Here is a 21,187-nt window from a genome sequence, read left to right as displayed (position 1 = left end):
TTCACGTGATAGTTCTCGTCAATGTCTTCCAAGTCCACGGATCCGCCGAGGGATTTGAGCGCGCATTCACGAAAGTCTCCGAAATCATGCGGGCGCAGCCCGGCTTTCTGCACCACAGGCTGCTCCGTTCCGAAGGCGCCGACCCGACCTATGTGAACGTCGCGGAGTGGCAGGACGAGCAGTCGCTGCAGGCCGCCCTGGCTCGCCGCGAGGTCGTCGCACGCCTGCGCCCGCTGGCCGCGTTCGCGACCGGGCGGCCGACCGTCTGCCGTCCCGTGCTCGACGCGCCGCCGCTGGAGGTGTGAGATGCCGGTCGTCCCCAGCAGCCCGGTGGCACCGGTGCACGAGGTCGAGGAGATCGAGGAGGGCGTCTACGCCTACCTCCAGCCGGACGGCGGCTGGTGCCTGAACAACGCCGGTGTCGTGCTGGCCCGCAGCGGGCCCGTACTCGTGGACACCGCGGCGACCGAGGCGCGGGCCCGCCGGCTGCGCGACGTGGTCGAGCAGCTCAGCCCGGCCCCTGTCGACATCCTGGTCAACACCCACAGCCACGGCGACCACACCTTCGGCAACCACCTCTTCGGACAGGCCACCGTGGTCGCCCACCGCACAGCGGCCGACGAGATGGCCGAGCACGGACTGGCGCTCACGACGCTGTGGCCCGACGTGCGGTGGGGGCATGTGGAGGCGGGCGCTCCCGAGGTGGTGTTCGACGACCGTATGACTCTGCCGACGTCCGGGTTCCGGATCGAGCTGATCCACTTCGGTCCGGGACACACGGCGGGCGACGCGGTCGTCTGGCTTCCCGGGCCACGCGTGCTGTTCACCGGCGACCTGGTCTTCTCCGGCGCCACCCCGTTCACGCTCATGGGATCGGTCGCGGGATCCCTGCGCGTGCTCGACCGGTTGCGGGCCCTTCAGCCGCTGGTCGTGGTGCCGGGGCACGGACCGGTCGGCGGACCCGAACTGCTGGACGCGGACGCCGACTACCTGCGGTGGGTGCGCGCCGTGGCGCGCCGGGGCATCGCCGAGGGCCTGGATCCGCTGGCGCTCGCCCGGGCCACGGACCTGGGACGGTACGCCCAACTCGCCGACAGCGAACGCCTGGTGGTCAACCTGCACCGGGCGTACGCGGAGGAGCGCGGTGCCGAGCCGGGCGCACCGCTGGACGTGCCGGCCGTGTTCGGGGAGATGGTCGACTTCTGCGGGGCCCATCCGCACTGTGCCGCGTGACCGCGTCCCTTTGCACCGTGCCGCGTGACCGCCCGTCGCCACCCCGAAGCCAAGGAGCCGCCTTGTGCCCGCAAGCCCCGCACCCGTCCCGGCACCGACCCCGGCACCGCGTGGCCGCCGCCGGGAAGCCGAACGCAACGACGAACGTCTGCTCCGCGCCGCGCACCAGGCGCTCGCGGAGGTCGGCTGGACGGTCTCCGTGACCGAGATCGCCCGCCGGGCCGGAATAGGCATGGGCAGTTTCTACCGCCGGTACCGGGGGAAGGTGGCGCTGGCCCAGCATGTGCGGGTCGTCAGTATGGACCGGCTCACCGAGGCCGCCCGCGCGGCAGCCGACGAGCACAGCGGCTGGGACGCGCTGGTCCGTTTCCTGTGTGACGCCGTCAGCGCTCCGACCAGCAGCCTGCTGCCGCTGATCGGCGGCATCCTGCCCGGCACGCCGGAGGTCGAGGAGGCGTCGGCTCGGCTGCACACCGCGATCGACGCCCTCCTGGAGGGCGCCCGGTCCGAAGGAGCGCTCCGGCAGGACGTCGGCGCGGCCGATCTCGTCCTGCTTCTGGTGCACCTCAGGACACGCATCCCCGGCCGGCCCGAGCGCGTCCGGCAACTGCGGCTGCGCTACCTCCACATGACCCTGGAGGGGCTGCGCCGCGCCGCGTCTCCGGAACCCGCGGAGCTGCCCCAGCCGTGCCCCGACTGGCAGGAGCTGCATCTGCTCTGGGACAAGCCGCCGGTCGCCCGGTCACGCCCGGACGAGAGGACCGGCGAGCGACGATGACCTGCCTCACCGCCCCGCGCGGGGTCACCGCCGCCCTGGTGCTGGCCCAGACCCTGGCCGTCCTCTACACGACCGGGTTCGTCTGGACCCTGCAGCTGATGGACTACCCCGTGGTGGCCAGGCTCCGTGAGGGCGCGTCGGAGTCGTACATGGCCGCTCACAACCAGATGTTCTGGCGGGTCCTCGCGCCCGGCCTGCTGGTGGCCGGCGTGACGTCGGTGGCGCTCCTGGTGGCCAGGGGCGCGGTGGTCCCGCTCTGGGCGGCGGTGCTGTCGGTGCTGCTGCTGGCCGCGATCATGGCGCTCTCCGGTGCCGTGGCCATGCCCGACCGGGTCGCGCTCGCCCGGCACTTCTCGGCGCCCGTCCATGCCCATCTGCTGCGCGTCAGCTGGGTCCGTACGACGGCCTTCAGTGCCTGGAGCGCCTTGGACGCCTGGCTGGTCTGGCGGCTCGTGCGCTGACCGAAACCGACCCACCCGCATTCCTGTGGCCTGCGACGCGGAACGTTCCGTCGCAGGCCACAGGCATGTCCCGGGGACTTCCGCAAGCTTTGTCCAGCGGTGCTGCCGTACTCCTTGGCCGTGGCCATGCCCGACCGGGTCGCGCTCGCCCGGCACTTCTCGGCGCCCGTCCATGCCCATCTGCTGCGCGTGAGCTGGGTCCGTACGACGGCCTTCAGTGCCTGGAGCGCCCTGGACGCCTGGCTGGTCTGGCGGCTCGTGCGCTGACCGAAACCGACCCACCCGCATTCCTGTGGCCTGCGACGCGGAACGTTCCGTCGCAGGCCACAGGCATGTCCCGGGGACTTCCGCAAGCCTTGTCCAGCGGTGCTGCCGTACTCCTTGGCCGGATCTTTAGCGGACCTTGAGGCCGCGCCGAGAGCGTGTGCTCACGCCGGTGCGGCCCTCCCGCCGACGGCAGCTCCACGATCTGTGTCCCTGTGCGCTCCGGCCGGCATCGATGCGGCCGTGATGCGAGGGGACGGCCCTCTTACGGAAAGGCAGCCGACATGTCAGCGACGGACCCTGCCGCGGACTCCCGCCGCGCGGCGGAGCCGGGGCGCCGGCCCACAGCCCCCCGCCGGGTGGTCATCACCGGCATCGGAGTGGTGGCACCCGGCGGCACGGGCACCAAGGCCTTCTGGGACCTCATCACGTCGGGACGCACCGCGACCGGACGCATCTCCTTCTTCGACCCGTCCCCGTACCGCTCGCAGATCGCGGCCGAGTGCGACTTCGACCCGGCGCTCCACGGGCTGACGCCGCGTGAGATCCGCCGCATGGACCGGGCGACCCAGTTCGCGGTCGTCGGTGCCGGCGAGGCCGTGCGCGACAGCGGCCTCGACTTCCAGGACCCCGATCCGGCCCGGATCGGCGTCACCATCGGCAGCGCGGTCGGCGCGACCATGGGGCTGGAGGAGGAGTACGTCGTCCTCAGCGACAGCGGGCGCAAGTGGCTCGTCGACGCCGAGTACGGGGTGCCGCACCTGTACGGGCACTTCGTGCCGAGCAGCATCGCCGCCGAGGTCGCCTGGACCGTGGGCGCCGAAGGCCCCTCCGCGGTGGTCTCGGCCGGCTGTACCTCCGGCCTCGACTCGGTCGGCTACGCCCGCGAGCTGATCGCCGAGGGCAGCGCGGACATCATGGTCGCCGGTGCCACCGACGCCCCGATCTCCCCGATCGCGGTCGCCTGCTTCGACGCCATCAAGGCGACCTCGCCGCGCAACGACGACCCGGAGCACGCCTCCCGGCCGTTCGACAGGAGCCGCAACGGCTTCGTGCTGGGCGAGGGCGCGGCGGTTTTCGTCCTGGAGGAGTACGAGCACGCCCGGCGGCGCGGTGCGCACATCTACGCCGAGATCGCGGGCTTCGCGTCCCGGTGCAACGCCTTCCACATGACCGGACTGCGGCCGGACGGCCGGGAGATGGCGGTGGCCATCGAGACCGCGCTGGCCGAGGCCCGGATGAACCCGCAGGACGTGCAGTACGTCAACGCGCACGGCTCCGGCACCAAGCAGAACGACCGCCACGAGACCGCCGCGTTCAAGCGCAGCCTCGGACAGCACGCGTACGACGTGCCGGTCAGCTCGATCAAGTCGATGATCGGCCACTCGCTCGGGGCGATCGGATCCATCGAGATCGCCGCCTGCGCGCTGACGATCGAGCACGGCGTGGTGCCGCCCACCGCGAACCTGCACACCCCCGACCCGGAGTGCGACCTCGACTACGTCCCGCACACCGCCCGCGAACAGCGGGTCGACACGGCGCTCACCGTCGGCAGCGGATTCGGCGGGTTCCAGAGCGCCATGGTGCTGACCCGGCCCTCGGAGAGGAAGACGGCATGACCGAGTCCATCGCGGTGACCGGCATCGGCGTGGTCGCGCCGAACGGCCTGGGCACCGAGGAGTACTGGGCCGCGACCCAGAAGGGCATCAGCGGCATCGACCGGATCAGCCGGTACGACCCCGGCTCCTACCCGACGCAGCTCGCCGGCGAAGTGACGGACTTCGTCGCCGGGGAGCACCTGGCGAGCCGGCTGCTGCCGCAGACCGACCGGATGACGCAGATGGCCCTCGTGGCCTCGGACTGGGCGCTGGCCGACGCGGACCTGGACCCCGCCTCCGTGCCGGAGTTCGACATGGGCGTGGTGACGGCCAGCGCCTCCGGCGGCTTCGAGTTCGCCCAGCACGAACTGCAGAAGCTGTGGAGCAAGGGTCCGGAGTACGTCAGCGCCTATCAGTCGTTCGCCTGGTTCTACGCCGTCAACACCGGTCAGATCTCCATCCGTCACGGGATGCGCGGTCCCAGCGGAGTGCTGGTCACCGACCAGGCGGGCGGGCTGGACGCGCTCGGCCACGCACGCCGGCACCTGCGCAAGGGCACCGGCGTGGTCGTCTCGGGCGGGGTCGACGCCTCCCTGTCACCGTGGGGTCTGGTCTCCCAGCTGACCACCGGACGCCTGAGCCCGACCAGCGACCCCGAGCGTGCCTACGCGCCGTTCGACGTCTCGGCGGACGGACACCTGCCCGGCGAGGGCGGCGCGATCCTGGTCCTGGAGCGTGCGTCCCACGCCCGGGAACGGGGCGCGCGCAGCTACGGAACCATCGCCGGCTACGGCGCGACGTTCGACCCCAGGCCCGGCTCCGGCCGTGAACCGGGACTGCGCCGTGCCGTCGAGACGGCCCTCGCCGACGCCCGGGTGGCCCCGGAGGCCATCGACGTGGTCTTCGCGGACGCCGCCGGACTGCCTGATCCGGACCGGGCGGAGGCATCGGCGCTGAGCGCGGTGTTCGGCCCGTACGCGGTGCCCGTCACCGCCCCGAAGACGATGACCGGCCGCCTCTACTCGGGCGCCGCGTCGCTGGACGCGGCGACCGCCCTGCTCGCCATGCGGGACGGCGTCGTACCGCCCACGCTGCGCGTCACCGAGCAGGCGGCGGACTGTGCGATCGACCTGGTCCGGGACGCCGCCCGCGAGATGACGGTGCGGCACGCGCTGGTGCTCGCCCGTGGCCACGGCGGCTTCAACGCCGCCATGGTGCTGCGCGCCCCGACCGCCGACTGACCTGCCGTCCCAGCAATCTGACGGATGGTCAATTTCCCAGTCACTTACCCGTACCACTTCGTGGCCCACCGAAACGAGGACACCGACCATGACCGCACGTGAACTGACCCTCGACGACCTGACCCGCATCCTGCGCGAGAGCGCCGGTGAGGACGAGGGCGTCGACCTCGACGGCGACATTCTCGACACCCTCTTCGCCGACCTCGGCTACGACTCCCTGGCCCTGCTGGAAGCCTCCAGCCGGATCGAGCGCGAGTTCGGCGTGAAGCTCTCCGACGACGCGGTGAGCGAGGCGGAGACCCCGCGGCTGCTGCTGGCGGCCGCCAACGGGGCCCTCCCGCCGGCCGCCCGGGCCGCATGAGCCTCGTCGGCCCTCACCGACCTCATCGCCCGGCACCGACCCGCATCGCCCGTCATCGCCCCTCATCGACGTGAGAAGAGAGAGCACAGCATGGCCAACGACACGGCCACCACGGTCATCGTGACCGGTGGCACCAGCGGAATCGGACTCGCGATCACGGAGAGCCTGGCCACCGCCGGCGCCAGGGTCTTCATCTGCGCCCGCAACGCCGAGGACCTGGACGTCACCGTCAAGGGCCTGCGCGAGCGGGGCCTGGAGGTGGACGGCAGGACCTGTGACGTCCGCTCGCGGGAGGAGGTGCGCGCCTTCGTCGAGGCGGCGGTGGAGCGCTACGGCACCGTCGACACCCTCGTCAACAACGCGGGGCGCAGCGGCGGCGGCGTCACCGCCGACCTCGACGACGACACCTGGTACGACGTCATGGACACCAACCTCAACAGCGTCTTCCTCATGACACGGGAGGTGCTCACCACGGGCGGCATGCGCGACAAGGAGCGGGGCCGCATCGTCAACATCGCCTCGACCGGCGGCAAGCAGGGTGTCGTGCTCGGGGCGCCCTACTCGGCGTCCAAGCACGGCGTCATCGGATTCACCAAGGCGCTGGGCCTCGAACTCGCCAAGTCCGGGATCACGGTGAACGCGGTCTGCCCCGGCTATGTCGAGACGCCCATGGCGCAGCAGGTGCGGGCCAACTACGCGCGCATCTGGGACACCGAGGAGGAGGCGGTCCTGGAACGGTTCGAGACCAAGATCCCGCTGGGGCGGTACTCCACCCCGCAGGAGGTGGCCGGCCTGGTCGGCTATCTGCTCTCGGACCTCGCGGCCTCGATCACCGCCCAGGCGCTCAACGTGTGCGGCGGGCTCGGCAACTACTGATGCGCAGCGACGTGTACGCAGACCCGACGACAGGGAGCAACGTGCGATGACCGACGTACGGCACACCATCACCACCACAGCGGCACCGCGGACCGTCTACGCCCTGCTGGCCGATGCCGCGTCCTGGCCGGTGAACTTCTCCCCGACCGTTCACGTGGAGCAGCTGCAGCGGCCGGACGGCAACGGCGGGACCGAGCGCATCCGCATCTGGGCGCTAGCCGGAGACACCGTCAAGGCGTGGACCTCCCGCCGGGAACTGGATCCCGGCACGCTGCGCATCACCTTCCGGCAGGAGGTGTCCCAGCCGCCCGTCGCGTCGATGTCCGGGGCCTGGACACTCGAGGCGCTCCCGGACGGCGGCACCCGGATCGTCCTCGACCACGGCTACCGGGCGGTCGACGACGATCCGGCCTCCCTCGCCTGGATCGCGGACGTGACGGAGCGCAACAGCCGAGCCGAGCTGGCGAACCTGAAGGCGCTCGCCGAGTGGGCCGCCACCGGGCCGGCGCACCGGCTGACCTTCGACGACACCATCCTGGTGGAGGGCGGCCGCCCGGAGGACGCGTACGCCTTCCTCCACGAGGCGTCGCGGTGGCCGGACCGGCTGCCCCATGTGTCCCGGATGGAGCTCGTGGAGGACGATCCGGGCGTCCAGGTCATGGAGATGGACTCCATCACCCGCACCGGTGACCGGCACACCACCAGGTCCGTACGGATCTGCTTCGCCGGCGAACGCATCGTCTACAAGCAGACGGTGCTGCCGCCGCTGCTGGCCGCGCACACCGGTGAGTGGCGGGTGGCGGCCGTCGACGGCGGCGTCACCATCACCTCGCGGCACACCGTGGTGATCAACCCCGAGGCGGTGGCGGGCGTCCTCGGCGACACCGCGACGGTGGCCGACGCCCTGGAGTTCGCCCGTACGGCGCTCACCGGCAACAGCCGCATCACCCTGGAACACGCCCGGTCGTTCGCACAGGGCGACCCTGCCCTCGTCTCCGGCGGCTGAACGCGCCGCATGGAGGCCGCCGTCGCCGTCCGCTGGGCGTATGCGGGGGCGGACCCGCGCACCCGGGCCAGGGAACTCCTCAGGAGCGTCGCCGCCGAGGTGTGCGCCGCCCGGCCGGCCGACGTCGTGCTCGGCCGGGCGGCGTCGGGGCTGCCCGAACTGTCCGGCGCCGCCGCCGGACTGTGCGCCAGTGTGAGCCACACCCGGGGAGTCGTCGCCGTCGCGGTCACCGGGCCGCACACGGAGCTCTCCGGCATCGGGGTGGACGTGGAGGCGATCCGCCCGCTCGACGCGGCGGGGCTCGCCACCCGCTGGTTCACCCCCGGCGAGGCGTCCTGGGTGCTGTCCCTGCCGCCCGCACTGCGCCCGGTCGGTCTGCTGCACCTGTGGACGCGCAAGGAGTCGGCGGGCAAGGCGGCCGGCCGGGGACTCGCCGGCGGCGGGCTGCGCAGACCGGTGGGCAGCCCGCCGCCCGGCACCTTCCCCCGCACCTCCCGGCGGCTGACCTGGCTGCCCGGTGACACGGACCTCGCGGCCACCGTCCTGCCCGGCCCGCCCGGCTACGTGCTGTCCTGCGCCGGCCGTGGCCCCGCCGCCGGGATCACGACCGCCGAGGTCACGGAAGACCGGCAACCCCGGTCCGCTCGCGCTCTCCCGAGTCAACGCGACCCACGCAGAAAGGGCGAACACCATGCACACCACTGACGACGCCGTCTCCCACGAACGGCTCGCCGAGCTGCGCGAGATCAAGGAGGCGGTCCGGCGGGGCCCGGATCCGGCCGCCACCGAGCGCCAGCACGCCAAGGGCAAGCTCACCGCGTACGAGCGCATCGAACTCCTGCTGGACGAGGGGTCGTTCACCGAGATCGAGGCGCTCCGCAGGCACCGCGCCACCGGCTTCGGCCTGGAGCAGCGGCGCCCCCACACGGACGGGGTGGTGACGGGCTGGGGCACGGTGCACGGCCGTACGGTCTTCGTCTACGCCCACGACTTCCGGATCTTCGGCGGCGCTCTGGGCGAGGCCCACGCCACCAAGATCCACAAGATCATGGACATGGCCCTCGCGGCCGGTGCCCCGCTGGTCTCCCTGAACGACGGGGCGGGTGCCCGCATCCAGGAAGGCGTCAGTGCCCTCGCCGGCTACGGCGGCATCTTCCAGCGCAACACCAGGGCGTCCGGGGTCATCCCGCAGATATCGGTGATGCTCGGCCCGTGCGCCGGCGGCGCGGCCTACAGCCCGGCCCTGACCGACTTCGTCTTCATGGTCCGTGACACCTCCCAGATGTTCATCACGGGACCCGACGTGGTGCGCGCGGTCACGGGCGAGGAGATCAGCCAGAACGGTCTCGGCGGCGCCGATGTGCACGCGGCCACCTCCGGGGTGGCGCACGCCGCGTACGACGACGAGGAGTCCTGCCTGGCGGACGTGCGCTTCCTGCTGTCGCTCCTGCCCGCCAACAACCGTGAACTCCCCCCGGCCGAGGCCTGCGCGGACCCGGCAGAACGGCGCACCGACGCCCTGCTCGACCTGGTGCCGCAGGACCCGGGGCGTGCCTACGACATGCGCGCGGTGATCGAGGAGATCGTCGACGACGGCGAGTTCTTCGAGGTGCACTCGGCGTGGTCCACCAACATCCTGTGCGCGCTCGCCCGGCTCGACGGCCAGGTCGTCGGCATCGTCGCCAACCAGCCGGCGTCGCTCGCGGGCGTCCTGGACATCGGGGCGTCGGAGAAGGGCGCCCGGTTCATCCAGCTGTGCGACGCGTTCAGCATCCCCCTGGTCTCCCTGGTCGACGTGCCCGGCTTCCTGCCCGGGGTGGGCCAGGAGCACGGCGGCGTCATCCGGCACGGCGCGAAGCTGCTGTACGCCTACTGCAACGCCACGGTCCCGCGGGTCCAGCTGATCCTGCGCAAGGCGTACGGCGGTGCGTACATCGTCATGGACTCCCGGTCCATCGGGGCGGACATCTCGCTCGCGTGGCCGTCGAACGAGATCGCGGTGATGGGGGCGGAGGGCGCGGCGAACGTGATCTTCCGCCGGGAGATCGCGGCGGCCTCCGATCCGGAGGCGGTGCGCCGGCAGAAGATCAAGGAGTACCGGACCGAGCTGATGCACCCCTACTACGCGGCCGAACGCGGCCTGGTGGACGACGTCATCGACCCGGGCGACACCAGGTCGTGCCTGATCCGCTCCCTCGCGATGCTGCGCAGCAAGCACGCCGACCTGCCGTCGCGCAAGCACGGCAACCCGCCGCTGTGACGCCCGGGCGGACCGAACGGCCCGACGGCGTCCGGGTGCTCCACGGGAATCCGAGCCACGAGGACCTCGCCGTCCTCACGGTCGTGCTGAGGGCGGTGACGCGGCGCGCCGCGGCGGTACCCGCCGACCCCGGCCCGTCGAGGGCCGGCTGGGGAAGGGCCGAGGAGGGCCCGTGCCGGTCGGCGGGCTCGTGGCGAGCCGGATCACGGGGATGGGCCGGATCACGGGGATGGGCCGGATCACAGGGATGAGGGAGAGGGAACCGTCGTGCGTAAGGTGCTCATCGCCAATCGTGGCGAGATCGCGGTCCGCGTCGCCCGTGCGTGCCGGGACGCCGGAATCGCCAGTGTGGCGGTGTACGCGGAACCGGACCGGGACGCGCTGCATGTGCGCGCGGCCGACGAGGCGTTCGCCCTGGGCGGAGACACCCCGGCGGCGAGTTATCTGGACATGGCCAAGGTCCTGGCGGCGGCCGGGGAGTCGGGGGCCGACGCGGTCCACCCGGGGTACGGCTTCCTGTCCGAGAACGCGGACTTCGCGCAGGCCGTGCTGGACGCGGGGCTGACGTGGATCGGCCCGCCGCCGCGGGCGATCCGCGCCCTCGGGGACAAGGTCGCCGCCCGGCACATCGCACAGCGGGCGGGTGCGCCGCTGGTGGCGGGCACGGCGGATCCGGTGTCAGGAGCGGAGGAGGTGCTGGCCTTCGCGCGGGAGCACGGGCTGCCGATCGCCATCAAGGCCGCCTTCGGCGGGGGCGGCCGCGGCCTGAAGGTCGCCCGCACGCTGCGGGAAGTGCCGGAGCTGTACGAGTCGGCGGTGCGTGAGGCGGTGGCCGCGTTCGGGCGGGGCGAGTGCTTCGTGGAACGGTATCTCGACCGGCCGCGGCATGTGGAGACCCAGTGCCTGGCCGACGCGTACGGCCATGTGGTCGTCGTCTCCACGCGGGACTGCTCGCTGCAGCGCCGCCACCAGAAGCTGGTGGAGGAGGCCCCCGCCCCCTTCCTGACGGCTGCGCAGAACGACCAGCTGTACGCCGCCTCCAAGGCCATCCTGCGGGAGGCCGGGTATGTGGGCGCGGGCACCGTGGAGTTCCTGGTCGGGGCGGACGGGACGATCTCGTTCCTGGAGGTCAACACCCGGCTGCAGGTGGAGCATCCGGTGACCGAGGAGGTCACGGGCATCGATCTGGTCCGGGAGATGTTCCGTATCGCCGACGGCGAGGCCCTCGGGTACGACGATCCGCCGGTGCGCGGGCACGCCTTCGAGTTCCGGATCAACGGCGAGGATCCGGGGCGGGGGTTCCTGCCGGCGCCGGGGACCGTGACACGGTTCGTCGCCCCGTCCGGGCCGGGCGTACGGCTGGACGCGGGCGTGGAGTCCGGGAGCGTGATCGGTCCGGCGTGGGACTCTCTGCTGGCGAAGCTGATCGTGACGGGGGCCGACCGGGAGCAGGCCCTGCAGCGGGCGGCCCGGGCCCTGGGGGAGCTGCGGGTGGAGGGGATGGCCACGGCGGTTCCGTTCCACCGGGCGGTGGTGGCCGACGAGGCCTACACCAGCAGTCCCTTCCGGGTGCACACACGGTGGATCGAGACGGAGTTCGTCAACGCGATCCCGGCGTTCGCCGGCGCCGCGGCGGACCCCGGCACGGAACCCGCTCGCGAGACCGTCGTCGTCGAGGTCGGTGGCCGGCGGGTGGAGGTGGCGCTGCCCGCTTCTCTGGGGACGGCCGCCCCGTCCTCCGCCGGTGCCGTCAGGCCCAGGCGGCGCACGGCGGGTGCGAACCGGGCCGCCGCGTCGGGTGACGCGCTGACCTCCCCGATGCAGGGCACGGTCGTCAAGGTCGCGGTCCAGGAGGGGCAGCCGGTGGCCGAGGGGGAGCTCGTCGTCGTCATGGAGGCGATGAAGATGGAACAGCCGCTCCGTGCGCACCGCTCCGGCACGGTGAAGGGCCTGACGGCGGAAGTGGGCGCCTCCGTCTCCTCGGGCGCACTCATCTGCGAGATAAAGAGCTGAGTCGCAGGCGTGCGGTGGCGCACCCCGTATGCAGCATGCGGAGTGCGCCACCTCCATTTATGCCGCGGACCTGCGGCACCCTTCCAGGTTCAGACCCTCGGCCGAGTGCAGCAGAGACGTATCCCCGGAAAGAATTCGCTGGTGGATTCTTGTGACGTGCGGAGACGGTTCTATTCCCAGTTCTTCCCTCAGATTTTTGTGGAGTTTCCGGAATGTTTCGAGGGCCTGCGCCCTGCGTCCCGACCGGTACTGGGAAACCATGAGGAGGGAATGGGTTCGCTCATGCAACGGATCCTGAATTACCAGACCGGAAAGTTCACCGATCAACTGGTGATGGCGGCCGAGGTGCAGATCGGCTTCGATGCGCTGTTCGACGGCGACGGTGCGGGATTCCTCCAGCGACGTGCGGTGGGCCAGGAGCTGCGGCCCGGTGCGCACGTCCGCCAGGGCGGGGCCGCGCCACAACTGCGCGGCGCGCTGGAAGGACATGGTCGCGCGGTGGTAGTCGCCGTCCGCGAGCTCCCGGCTCCCCCGCTCGGTGAGCTGGGCGAAGACGTCCGCGTCGTGCGCCCCTTCGCCGGGCGACAGCTGGTAGCCCCAGCCCGTGTACGGCAGTACGTGCTGGGCGACGTGCTCGGTCGACAGTTGGAGAGTCGCCGCGAGTGAACGCCTCAGCAGGACGATGTAGGTCTGTATGACGGTCACCGCACTGGCTGGCGGATCGTGTTCCCACAATTCGTCGACGAGTGTTTCCATCGGCACGACCTGACCGGTGCGAACGGCGAGGAGAGCGAGAAGCTGACGAGGTTTCGGTGCGGTCGGAGCAGCTTCACGTCCTGCCGATCTCACAGTGAGAGGCCCCAGTATCCCGATGTCCATTATCCCCCTTGGTTGTACGCCCCAGGCACAGGCGTCGACATCGAAGAAAGCGTACTCTTGAACAGTACGATAGTTAACCTGTCACCTGTCAAGGCGATTCGGACTGCTATCGCTCCGTTTCGCTCACAAGTGGCGCATCTCGCATTGCTTTCCCTTTAGGGAAAGAATGCTATTACTGGGTAGTAATGAAGAGCCTACCCGAATCGGCCCAGGTCACCTCGCCGACTCGCCGACTCGCCGGGGGCTAGGATCCGGCCCATGGCGCTGACCGTGGACGACGTGGACCGGTTCGAGGCGTGCAGGCCCCGGTTGGAGGCCATCGCCTATCGTCTGCTGGGCTCCGCGAGCGAGGCCGAGGACGCCGTGCAGGAGACGTTCCTGCGCTGGCAGGGCGCCGACGTCGGGCGCATCGAGGTGCCCGAGGCCTGGCTGACCAAGGTGCTCACCAACCTGTGCCTCAACCAGCTCGCCTCGGCCCGCGCGCGGCGCGAGGTCTATGTGGGCCAGTGGCTGCCCGAGCCGCTGCTCGCCGGGGATCCGATGCTCGGGCCGGCCGACACCGCCGAACAGCGCGAATCGGTGTCGTACGCGGTCCTCGCCCTGCTGGAGCGGCTGTCCCCCGACGAGCGGGCGGTGTACGTGCTGCGGGAGGCCTTCGGCTGTCCGCACCGGGAGATCGCCGAGATCCTCGATGTCACCGAGGCCGCCAGCCAGCAGATCTTCCACCGCGCCAAGAAGCACGTCGCCGACGGCAGGGCCCGCGCCGAGATCGACCGGGCCGCCGCCCGGCGGATCGTCGAGGAGTTCCTCGAGGCCGCCACCAGCGGAAGGACCGAGCCGCTGGTACGCCTGCTCACCCAGGACGCCATCGCGGTCGGCGACGGCGGCGGGAAGGTCCCGGCCCGCGCCAAGGCGTTCGAGGGCGCCCAGGCGGTCGCCAAGTTCATGCGGGGGCTGTTCAAGCCCAGCGAGGCCAAGCGCCGCCTCGTCGGCGGCTCGTCCGAGGTGTACGTCACGACCGCCAACGGCGACCCGGCCGTCGTGGTGGTCTTCGAGGGCCGGGTCATCGGTGTCATGTGCCTGGAGATCACCGCCGAGGGCATCGCCGCGTTCCGCAACCAGGTCAACCCCGACAAGCTGGACCGCGCGAGCCGGTGGTGGGCGGCCGCCGACCACGGCGCACCCCTGCTCACCCTCTGGTGACCACGATGTGAGGTGCTTCACATCCGGTTCCTGTCAGGAAACGGCGGGCCGCCCGGTTCAAGGGGCGAATCCGCTGAAGGCAGCGGCTGAGGACAGCAGCAGACAGGAGCCGGGAAATGCAGCACCGCATCGTCGTCCTGGGAGCCGGATACACCGGAGCCATCGCCGCCGGGCGCCTCGCCAGGCGGCTGCGCCCCGAAGACGTCTCCATCACCCTCGTCAACGCCGAGCCCGACTTCGTGGAACGCGTCCGGTTGCACCAGCTCGCGGTCGGCCAGTCGCTCAAGCCCCGGCCGTTCGCCGAGATGTTCGCGGGCACCGGCGTCGACCTGAGGCTCGCCCGGGTCACCGGCGTCGACGCCGACCGCAGGACCGTCGCCGTCACCGGCGCGCACGGAGCGGAGGAACTGCCGTACGACACCCTCGTGTACGCCCTCGGCAGCGGCTGGGCCGACCAGGGTGTCCCCGGCACCGCCGAGCACGCCGAGCAGATCGCGAGCCGCGCCGGAGCGCTCCGGCTGCGCGAGCGCCTGGCCGCCCTGGCCGCCGGACAGCCCGTGGTCGTGGTCGGCGGCGGCCTCACCGGCGTGGAGGCCGCGACCGAGATCGCCGAGGCCCGCCCGGACCTCGACGTCGCGCTCGTCGCCCGCGCCGGCTTCGGCGACTGGCTCTCGCCGAAGGGCGAAAGGCACCTGCGGAGGGTCTTCGGCAGGCTCGGCATCACCGTGCACGAGCACACCGCCGTCACCGCCGTCGAGGCCGACCGCGTCACCACGGCCGACGGCACGTCCGTGCCGGCCGCGGTCACCGTGTGGACCACCGGCTTCGCCGTCCACCCGATCGCGCGGGCCACCACCCTGGAGGTCACCGGCACCGGCCAGATCGTGGTCGACCGGACCATGCGCTCGGTCTCGCACCCGGAGGTGTACGCCATCGGCGACGCGGCCATGGCGACGGGCCCCGGCGGCAAGCCGCTGCGGATGTCGTGCGCCTCGGGCGTGCCCACCGCGTGGCAGGCCGCCGACGCCATCGCGGCGCGCCTGACCGGCGGGAAGCTCCCGAAGGTGCCGCTGCGCTACTTCAACCAGTGCATCTCGCTGGGCCGCAGGGAAGGCCTGATCCAGTACGTCACCGCCGACGACCGTCCCGTCCGGGCGGCCCTGACGGGACGGTCCGCCGCCGTCTACAAGGAGCTGGTCTGCAAGGGCGCGGCCTGGAGCGTCGCCAACCCCGTCCTCCTGCCGGCCCGGCGCCGCCGCGTCGTACCGGAGCCGGTCCGGGCGGGCGCGGAGGTCACGGCATCGGCCTGACGCCCCGGGGATCCGTGTGTGAGGACGCGGGGTTCGAAGGACAGGGCGTGCTCCACCCGGTCAGTGCTTCCCGCCGTGCTTGCCGCCGCCCGACGTGCCGTTCCCGGCCGAGTCGCCCGTGCCGCCGGAGGTGCCGGTGCCGGACGCTCCGGTGCCCGAACCACCGGTACCGGACGCGTCCTTGCCCGAGCTGCCGGCCTTGCCCGTCGTGCCGTGGCCTGCGGTCCCGGCGCTTTCACCGGACTTGCCCGTGCCGGCCCGCCCGCTCGGCGTGGCAGCTGCCCGCGTCAGCTGCTCGGAGCAGTACGCGGCGACCTTGTCCTTGCCGCCGGCGGCAAGGACAAGCCGCTGCCAGGCTGTCGCGTCGAGCGCCTTGCCCCGGCTCCGGACCTGCTCGTAGGCACGGCAGTGGGCCTGGGTGTCCTTGGCGGACGGCGGGCGGTCCGTCGGCCGGGCGCCGTCGGAGGGAGCCGACGGCGCCGTCCCGCCCGGCCGGGCCGGGGCGACCGCCGAGGGGTGGCCGGCCCGTGGGCCGGCTCCGGTGCCACTCGACGACGAGCCGACCGAGCCGATGGCCGCGACCGCGACCCCGCCCAGGGCGACGCTGGCGAACACCGCGCCGAACGTCATCTTCACCGTCCGCCCGGCCCGCCGCTCCGCGGCCGGCCGCCAGTCGTCCCGCCGCCGGGTACGCGCCCGCCGCGTGCCCATGGCGCGGGCGTCCCGGAACGCGGCCACGGCCCGCTGCTCGGCCCGGGGGTCGAGATCGCCGGTGCGCAGGACGGCGGCCAGCACCGTTTCCAGCGCGGCGCTGTCAGCCGTGTCCGACGCGCCGGACACGGCGCCGGGCTGCGCACGTCGACGGCCCGGTCCTCCGTCGCCGCTCAGCCGTTCACCCATGTCCGTTGTCCGTTCCCGTTCGTTCCTGTCCGGCCGTATCGAGCCGTGCGGTGCGTGCGGTTCGTGCGGTGCACCGGGAGTCGTTCATGTCGACTCCCCCAGCGTGCGGGAAGCCTCATCCGTCACACCCTTCTCCGTCTCACCGCCGATGCCGAGCTGGCGCGCGAGGCGTTTCAGACCCCGGTGGGCCGCCGTGCGCACCGCTCCGGGGCGCTTGCCGAGGACGCGAGCGGCGGCGGGACCGTCCAGGCCGACCACGACCCGCAGCAGCACGGCCTCGGCCTGGTCCTGGGGCAGCCCGCGGACGAGTTCCAGGGCCCGCTCGGTGGAGAGGGACTCCAGGGCCTGCTCATGGGTGCTGTGCGCAGCGGGCAGGTGCAGTACGTCCTGCTCGGTCCCGCCCGCCCGGGGCCGCACGCGCTGGCGGCGCAGATGGTCCAGTGCCCGGTGCCGGGCGATGGTCGCGGTCCAGCCGCGGAAACCGGCGCCGTCGCCCTTGAAACGTCCGAGGTCGCGGGCTATGTCCAGCCAGGCGTCGGCGGCCACGTCCTCGGCGTCGTCGCCGACGATGCCGTGCAGATAGCCGAGCAGGCCCGGCTGCACGAACCGGTAGGCGACCGCGAAGGCGGCCTCGTCGCCCTCCTGGGCGCGCGCGACCGCCGCGCCCAGTTCTCCGTCGTACGCCTGTACGCGCCGGGGTTGCCGTACCTGGCCCAAGATTGTCCTCGTTCGCGCTGGTTCGTAGCCAGTTCGTGCCGTCTGTCGCGCACCGGTCGCATCGACGGCCCCATGGCGATCAGCGTCTGCCCTCACAGAAGTGTCACAACGTACCAGGCCCCCTTCACGAGGCCGCAGGTGACCGGGTGGCCGCGGCCCGGTGACGTTTGCCGCGGGCGGTGCGCTGGGTGAGTGCCGGGCGCGGTACCGCCCGGGCCGGCCACCGCTCGCCGGCACCGGTGCCGCAACCCCCCCCGGACCCCTCTCCGTGTCGTTCCGATCTCCCCCTCGTGGGCGGCACGGAGAGGGATGGGGTGGCCGGGGTCCCGACCACTGCACGAGGCCCCGGCCGCCCCGCGTGCGGCGAACCCGCCCCATCCGGCCGCGTGATACTTCGACGGCCCCGTGCGCTCCTTGTGGCATGAGCGCGTACCTCCGTCTGCGAGCGGTGCCGCCACCGGCACTGCGCAACAGCTCGACCTGGCTGGAACGGCTTTTCGACGACGACTCGGGGACCGTTCGGCGCCACCGGGACCAGGAGCGCATCTACACCGGTGCCTCCCCGCATCCCCTCGCCCAGGACCGGCCCCAGGCCCAGGTGGTGCTCGGCGGCCGGCCGGTGTTCCGCGCCGACCGCCACAAACCACCGCTGCTGGTGCTGACGGCGGCCCAGGCCCGCCGGGTGTCCGGCTTCCTGGCGGCCGCCGACTTCGACACGCTGTGGGACTTCGCCCGGCACGCAGTGCTGCCGCACTACGGCGGTGTGCGAGCGGAGCCCGAGACGTGGCGGGCGTTCGCGGCGGCTCACCAGGAATTGAAGGCGTTCTACACGCACACCGCCGAACGTGGAGACGCGGTGGTGAAGTGGCTGCATGAGGAGTGAGGTGTAACAGTTCCGGGCCGCGGCGCTCTGTCCATGCGGACGACCGCGTCGGTCGGCCAGGACAGGGGGCACGACTCGTGCAGTGGACGGACGAAAGCGGCAGGGCGTACGGCGAGCAGCCGTATGGCGGTGCCGGGTACCGGTATGCGCACCCGCAGCCGACGGCGTGGGACGCCGCGTACGGTGGCGTCCTCACCGCGCCGTACCCGCAGTCCCCGGAGACCGACACCCAACCCATACCTTACGTACCGCACCAGACCATCCCTTTCGTGCCGGAACCGGAGTGGCAGGAAGCGCACTGGCAGGAATCGCAGTGGCCGGAACCGGAGCGGGACGCGGAACCGGACACTGAGGCGAGCGAGCCGGTACGGCCCGTCTTCGTGGACTCCTCGGGGCGACGCCAGCGCCGCGTGCTGCGCGCCGCCCGGCTGCTGATGATCCCCGCCGGCGGCTATGTCGCCCTGCTGGTCGGCACCCTGCTGGGCGGCCCCGGCATCAGCGCTCCGTTCGTCCCGCAGCCGGACACCACGCACCCGGCCACGCCCCGCGTGAGCGCCCCCGACGCAGCGTCCGGCACCGGCCGCCGGGCGGGGAGCGCGGACACCGCCGGGGTCCACGCGGCCCCCCGTCCCACGGCGCGGCAGACGTCCGGCCCGACGGCGGCCTCGACCACCCCCGCCACCACGGCCGGACCCACGCCGGCGCCCGCCAGTACCACCTCCACGACCTCCACCTCGACCCCCACCCGCGTCTCGAAGGGGCGCGCCGTCGGCTCTTCCCACAAGCCCGTGAAGTGACCCAAGGCCCTGACGTGACCGACCGCCGACGCCGCACCGCTCCCGCCCGCCGCAAGGCCCCCGTTCGCCGCCGCACCCGCCAGATCACACCCCGCACCCACTGGCTGCTGCTGAGCGTGCTCTCGGTGACCCTGTCGACGGCCCTCCTGCTGCAGGGCTACACCCATCACATGTTCGGGATCACCGCGGACGACGTGACCGGTGCCCGCGGCCGGAACGACGCGGTGCCCGCCGGGGTGACCCACGGCGGCCCGGTGATCGCGAACGCCGCCTCCTCCGCGCGCACCGTCCAGGTGAAGGACCGCACCGTCGCCCTCACCTTCGACGACGGTCCCGACCCCGTCTGGACGCCGCGCATCCTCGACGTGCTGCGCCGCAACCATGTGCACGCGACCTTCTTCGTCGTCGGCACCGAGGTCGTGGACCACCCGGACCTGGTCCGCCGGATGGTCGCCGACGGCCACCAGATCGGCATCCACACCTTCACCCACCCCGACCTGGCCCGCCTCGCCCCGTGGCAGCGTTCCCTGGAACTGCGCGAGACCCAGCTGGCGGTGGCCGGTGCGGCGGGGGTCACCACCGCGCTGTTGAGGCCGCCGTACTCCTCGTCGAACGGCGCGCTGGACAACGCCGACTGGTCCGTCCTGCGGCAGGCCGGCACGGCGGGCTATGTCACGGTGCTGTCCACCCAGGACGCCGAGGACTGGCAGCGACCCGGCACCGCCCGCATCGTCGCGAACGCGACCCCGCACGGCCACGCCGGGCAGATCCTGCTGATGCACGACGGCGGCGGTGACCGCTCCCAGACCGTCGCCGCGCTCGGCACCCTGATCCCGCGGCTGAAGGCAGAGGGCTTCCGGTTCGCGACGGTCGGCGCCGCCGTCGGCATGGCCGGGCCGGTCCAGCGCGCCGGCCTCGGCGACCACCTCCAGGGCATGGCCCTCATCTCGGTGCTGCGGACCGGCGACTGGGCCGTATGGCTGCTGGGCGTGCTGATGTACGCGGCCGGACTGATCAGCGTGCTGCGCGCGGCGGTCGTGCTGATCGCGGCCCGCAGGCACCGAAGGCTGCGGACGGGACGCCGGGGCCGCTCCTGGGGGCCGCCGGTGACCGGACCGGTCAGTGTCATCGTCCCCGCGTACAACGAGAGCGCCGGGATCGAGGCGGCCGTGCGCTCCCTGATCGCCTCGGACCATCCGGTGGAGGTCATCGTGGTGGACGACGGTTCCTCCGACGGCACGGCGGACCTGGTGGAGTCGCTCCGGCTGCCGGGGGTGCGGGTGATCCGCCAGGAGAACGCGGGCAAGCCAGCCGCGCTCAACACCGGTCTTGCCGCGGCGAGTTGCGACCTGGTGGTCATGGTCGACGGCGACACGGTCTTCGAACCCGACGCCGTCCGCACCCTCGTGCAGCCCTTCGCGGACCCCCGGGTGGGTGCCGTCTCCGGCAACGCCAAGGTCGTCAACCGCGGTGGCTTGCTGGGCCGTTGGCAGCACATCGAGTACGTGGTCGGCTTCAATCTCGACCGCCGGTTGTTCGACCTCGCCGAATGCATGCCGACCGTGCCCGGAGCGGTCGGAGCCTTCCGCCGCGGGGCCCTGCTGGACCTCGGCGGCGTCAGCGACGTCACCCTCGCCGAGGACACCGACCTCACCATGGCGCTGTGCCGCGGCGGCTGGCGCGTGGTGTACGAGGAGGGCGCGGTGGCCTGGACCGAGGCACCGGCGTCCCTGAGCGCCCTGTGGCGGCAGCGGTACCGCTGGTGCTACGGCACCCTGCAGGCGATGTGGAAGCACCGAGGCGCGCTGGTGCAGCGCGGCGCCGCAGGCAAACTCGGCCGCCGGGGCCTGGTCTACCTCCTCCTCTTCCAGGTCCTGCTGCCGCTGCTCGCGCCGGCCGTGGACATCTTCGCCGTGTACGGCCTGGTCTTCCTCGACCCGCTGCGGATCGCCGGCCTGTGGCTGGCCTTCCTGCTGCTGCAGCTCGTCATGGGCCTGTACGCCTTCCGCCTGGACGGCGAACGCCCCGGCCCGCTGTGGAGCCTGCCGCTGCAGCAGTTCGTCTACCGGCAGCTGATGTACCTGGTGGTGATCCAGTCCGTCTTCACCGCCGCGTCCGGCTCACGCCTGCGCTGGCAGCGCATGGAGCGCTACGGCAGCCTGGCGTCGGCCCCGGCGGCCACGGGTCCCTCCGGGGACGACCGCACCGCCGCCCTTGAGCAGCTGGACCCGTACGGGGCCGTCCCCGGTCCGGGAACGTACGCGCCCGTCCCGCAGCCCGCACCCTACGGCTCCCTCCCGCAGCCGGAGCCGTACGGGGGCCCTCCTCGGCCCGCGCCCCGGGCCGACTACCGGCAGCAGCCCGTCCCCCACGACACCACCCAGTGGTACTGACACGACACCACCCA

The 21,187-nt window shown here is 72.4% G+C and carries 22 protein-coding genes; 19 read left to right on the top strand and 3 right to left on the bottom strand.

Features of this window, described 5'->3' with window-relative positions:
* Positions 1–5: 5 nt before the first annotated feature.
* The 14 genes from ABT288_RS28245 (at position 6) to ABT288_RS28180 (ending at position 12,091) form a co-directional block, all read left to right on the top strand.
* On the top strand, positions 6–305 hold the full coding sequence (locus ABT288_RS28245) for an antibiotic biosynthesis monooxygenase family protein (protein WP_351613314.1): 300 nt from the start codon (positions 6–8) through the stop codon (positions 303–305).
* Position 306: 1 nt separating this feature from the next.
* Positions 307–1,233, top strand: a complete 927-nt coding sequence (locus tag ABT288_RS28240) for an MBL fold metallo-hydrolase (RefSeq protein WP_351613311.1) — start codon at positions 307–309, stop codon at positions 1,231–1,233.
* Between the two features lie 64 nt (positions 1,234–1,297).
* Positions 1,298–2,011 (top strand): TetR/AcrR family transcriptional regulator, encoded by a 714-nt coding sequence (locus tag ABT288_RS28235; RefSeq protein ID WP_351613308.1) that lies wholly within the window; start codon positions 1,298–1,300, stop codon positions 2,009–2,011.
* Positions 2,008–2,472: a hypothetical protein gene (locus ABT288_RS28230; protein WP_351613305.1), complete on the top strand. Its 465-nt coding sequence runs from the start codon at positions 2,008–2,010 to the stop codon at positions 2,470–2,472. The genes ABT288_RS28235 and ABT288_RS28230 overlap by 4 nt, the downstream gene beginning before the upstream one ends.
* Before the next feature lie 120 nt (positions 2,473–2,592).
* Positions 2,593–2,739 (top strand): hypothetical protein, encoded by a 147-nt coding sequence (locus ABT288_RS28225; protein WP_351613302.1) that lies wholly within the window; start codon positions 2,593–2,595, stop codon positions 2,737–2,739.
* A gap of 281 nt (positions 2,740–3,020) precedes the next feature.
* Positions 3,021–4,355, top strand: a complete 1,335-nt coding sequence (locus tag ABT288_RS28220; protein WP_351613299.1) for a beta-ketoacyl-[acyl-carrier-protein] synthase family protein — start codon at positions 3,021–3,023, stop codon at positions 4,353–4,355.
* Entirely contained in the window at positions 4,352–5,575 is a 1,224-nt protein-coding gene (locus ABT288_RS28215) for a ketosynthase chain-length factor (RefSeq protein WP_351613296.1), read from the top strand. Before ABT288_RS28220 ends, ABT288_RS28215 begins: the two co-directional genes overlap by 4 nt.
* Before the next feature lie 88 nt (positions 5,576–5,663).
* A complete protein-coding gene (locus ABT288_RS28210; protein ID WP_208899763.1) occupies positions 5,664–5,936 on the top strand; it encodes an acyl carrier protein in 273 nt (90 codons plus the stop codon).
* Between the two features lie 90 nt (positions 5,937–6,026).
* Entirely contained in the window at positions 6,027–6,812 is a 786-nt protein-coding gene (gene fabG / locus ABT288_RS28205) for a 3-oxoacyl-ACP reductase FabG (protein WP_351613293.1), read from the top strand.
* A gap of 46 nt (positions 6,813–6,858) precedes the next feature.
* Positions 6,859–7,818, top strand: coding sequence for an aromatase/cyclase (locus tag ABT288_RS28200; RefSeq protein WP_351613290.1), 960 nt, complete (start codon positions 6,859–6,861; stop codon positions 7,816–7,818).
* Positions 7,819–7,827: 9 nt separating this feature from the next.
* The gene (locus tag ABT288_RS28195) at positions 7,828–8,523 is read left to right on the top strand and encodes a 4'-phosphopantetheinyl transferase family protein (RefSeq protein ID WP_351613287.1); all 696 of its coding nucleotides are present in this window, start codon (positions 7,828–7,830) and stop codon (positions 8,521–8,523) included.
* Positions 8,510–10,078 carry an acyl-CoA carboxylase subunit beta gene (locus ABT288_RS28190; RefSeq protein ID WP_351613284.1) on the top strand — a complete coding sequence of 523 codons (1,569 nt, stop codon included), beginning with the start codon at positions 8,510–8,512 and terminating at the stop codon, positions 10,076–10,078. The genes ABT288_RS28195 and ABT288_RS28190 overlap by 14 nt, the downstream gene beginning before the upstream one ends.
* Entirely contained in the window at positions 9,997–10,329 is a 333-nt protein-coding gene (locus ABT288_RS28185; protein ID WP_351613281.1) for an acyl-CoA carboxylase subunit epsilon, read from the top strand. Before ABT288_RS28190 ends, ABT288_RS28185 begins: the two co-directional genes overlap by 82 nt.
* 16 nt (positions 10,330–10,345) lie before the next feature.
* Entirely contained in the window at positions 10,346–12,091 is a 1,746-nt protein-coding gene (locus tag ABT288_RS28180; protein ID WP_351613278.1) for an acetyl/propionyl/methylcrotonyl-CoA carboxylase subunit alpha, read from the top strand.
* Between the two features lie 57 nt (positions 12,092–12,148).
* On the opposite strand, the gene ABT288_RS28175 is transcribed toward ABT288_RS28180, so the two are convergent.
* Positions 12,149–12,970: an AfsR/SARP family transcriptional regulator gene (locus ABT288_RS28175; RefSeq protein ID WP_351613275.1), complete on the bottom strand. Its 822-nt coding sequence runs from the start codon at positions 12,968–12,970 to the stop codon at positions 12,149–12,151.
* A gap of 258 nt (positions 12,971–13,228) precedes the next feature.
* Here ABT288_RS28175 and ABT288_RS28170 point away from each other — a divergent pair, with 258 nt between their 5' ends.
* Both ABT288_RS28170 and ABT288_RS28165 read left to right on the top strand, forming a co-directional pair.
* Complete coding sequence (locus tag ABT288_RS28170; RefSeq protein ID WP_351613272.1) at positions 13,229–14,173, top strand: RNA polymerase sigma-70 factor; 945 nt, start codon at positions 13,229–13,231, stop codon at positions 14,171–14,173.
* Between the two features lie 116 nt (positions 14,174–14,289).
* Positions 14,290–15,483: an NAD(P)/FAD-dependent oxidoreductase gene (locus ABT288_RS28165; protein ID WP_351613270.1), complete on the top strand. Its 1,194-nt coding sequence runs from the start codon at positions 14,290–14,292 to the stop codon at positions 15,481–15,483.
* Positions 15,484–15,543: 60 nt separating this feature from the next.
* Here the strand turns inward: ABT288_RS28165 and ABT288_RS28160 are convergent, their stop codons facing one another.
* Together ABT288_RS28160 and ABT288_RS28155 are read right to left on the bottom strand one after the other, a co-directional pair.
* Positions 15,544–16,383 (bottom strand): hypothetical protein, encoded by an 840-nt coding sequence (locus ABT288_RS28160; RefSeq protein ID WP_351613268.1) that lies wholly within the window; start codon positions 16,381–16,383, stop codon positions 15,544–15,546.
* An 84-nt stretch (positions 16,384–16,467) separates the two neighbouring features.
* On the bottom strand, positions 16,468–17,100 hold the full coding sequence (locus ABT288_RS28155) for an RNA polymerase sigma factor (protein ID WP_351613265.1): 633 nt from the start codon (positions 17,098–17,100) through the stop codon (positions 16,468–16,470).
* Between the two features lie 421 nt (positions 17,101–17,521).
* Here ABT288_RS28155 and ABT288_RS28150 point away from each other — a divergent pair, with 421 nt between their 5' ends.
* The 3 genes from ABT288_RS28150 to ABT288_RS28140 all read left to right on the top strand — a co-directional run bounded on the left by ABT288_RS28150 (position 17,522) and on the right by ABT288_RS28140 (position 21,173).
* Positions 17,522–17,983, top strand: a complete 462-nt coding sequence (locus ABT288_RS28150; RefSeq protein ID WP_351613263.1) for a DUF1877 family protein — start codon at positions 17,522–17,524, stop codon at positions 17,981–17,983.
* Positions 17,984–18,060: 77 nt separating this feature from the next.
* On the top strand, positions 18,061–18,780 hold the full coding sequence (locus ABT288_RS28145) for a hypothetical protein (RefSeq protein ID WP_351613262.1): 720 nt from the start codon (positions 18,061–18,063) through the stop codon (positions 18,778–18,780).
* A gap of 14 nt (positions 18,781–18,794) precedes the next feature.
* Entirely contained in the window at positions 18,795–21,173 is a 2,379-nt protein-coding gene (locus tag ABT288_RS28140) for a bifunctional polysaccharide deacetylase/glycosyltransferase family 2 protein (protein WP_351613261.1), read from the top strand.
* Positions 21,174–21,187: the final 14 nt, after the last annotated feature.

Source organism: Streptomyces sp. NPDC001093 (genome assembly GCF_040298985.1).
In the GTDB taxonomy this organism is placed as follows: Bacteria; Actinomycetota; Actinomycetes; order Streptomycetales; family Streptomycetaceae; genus Streptomyces.
The sequence above is the reverse complement of the archived record's forward strand: the minus strand, read 5'-3'. Positions and strand labels throughout refer to the sequence as shown.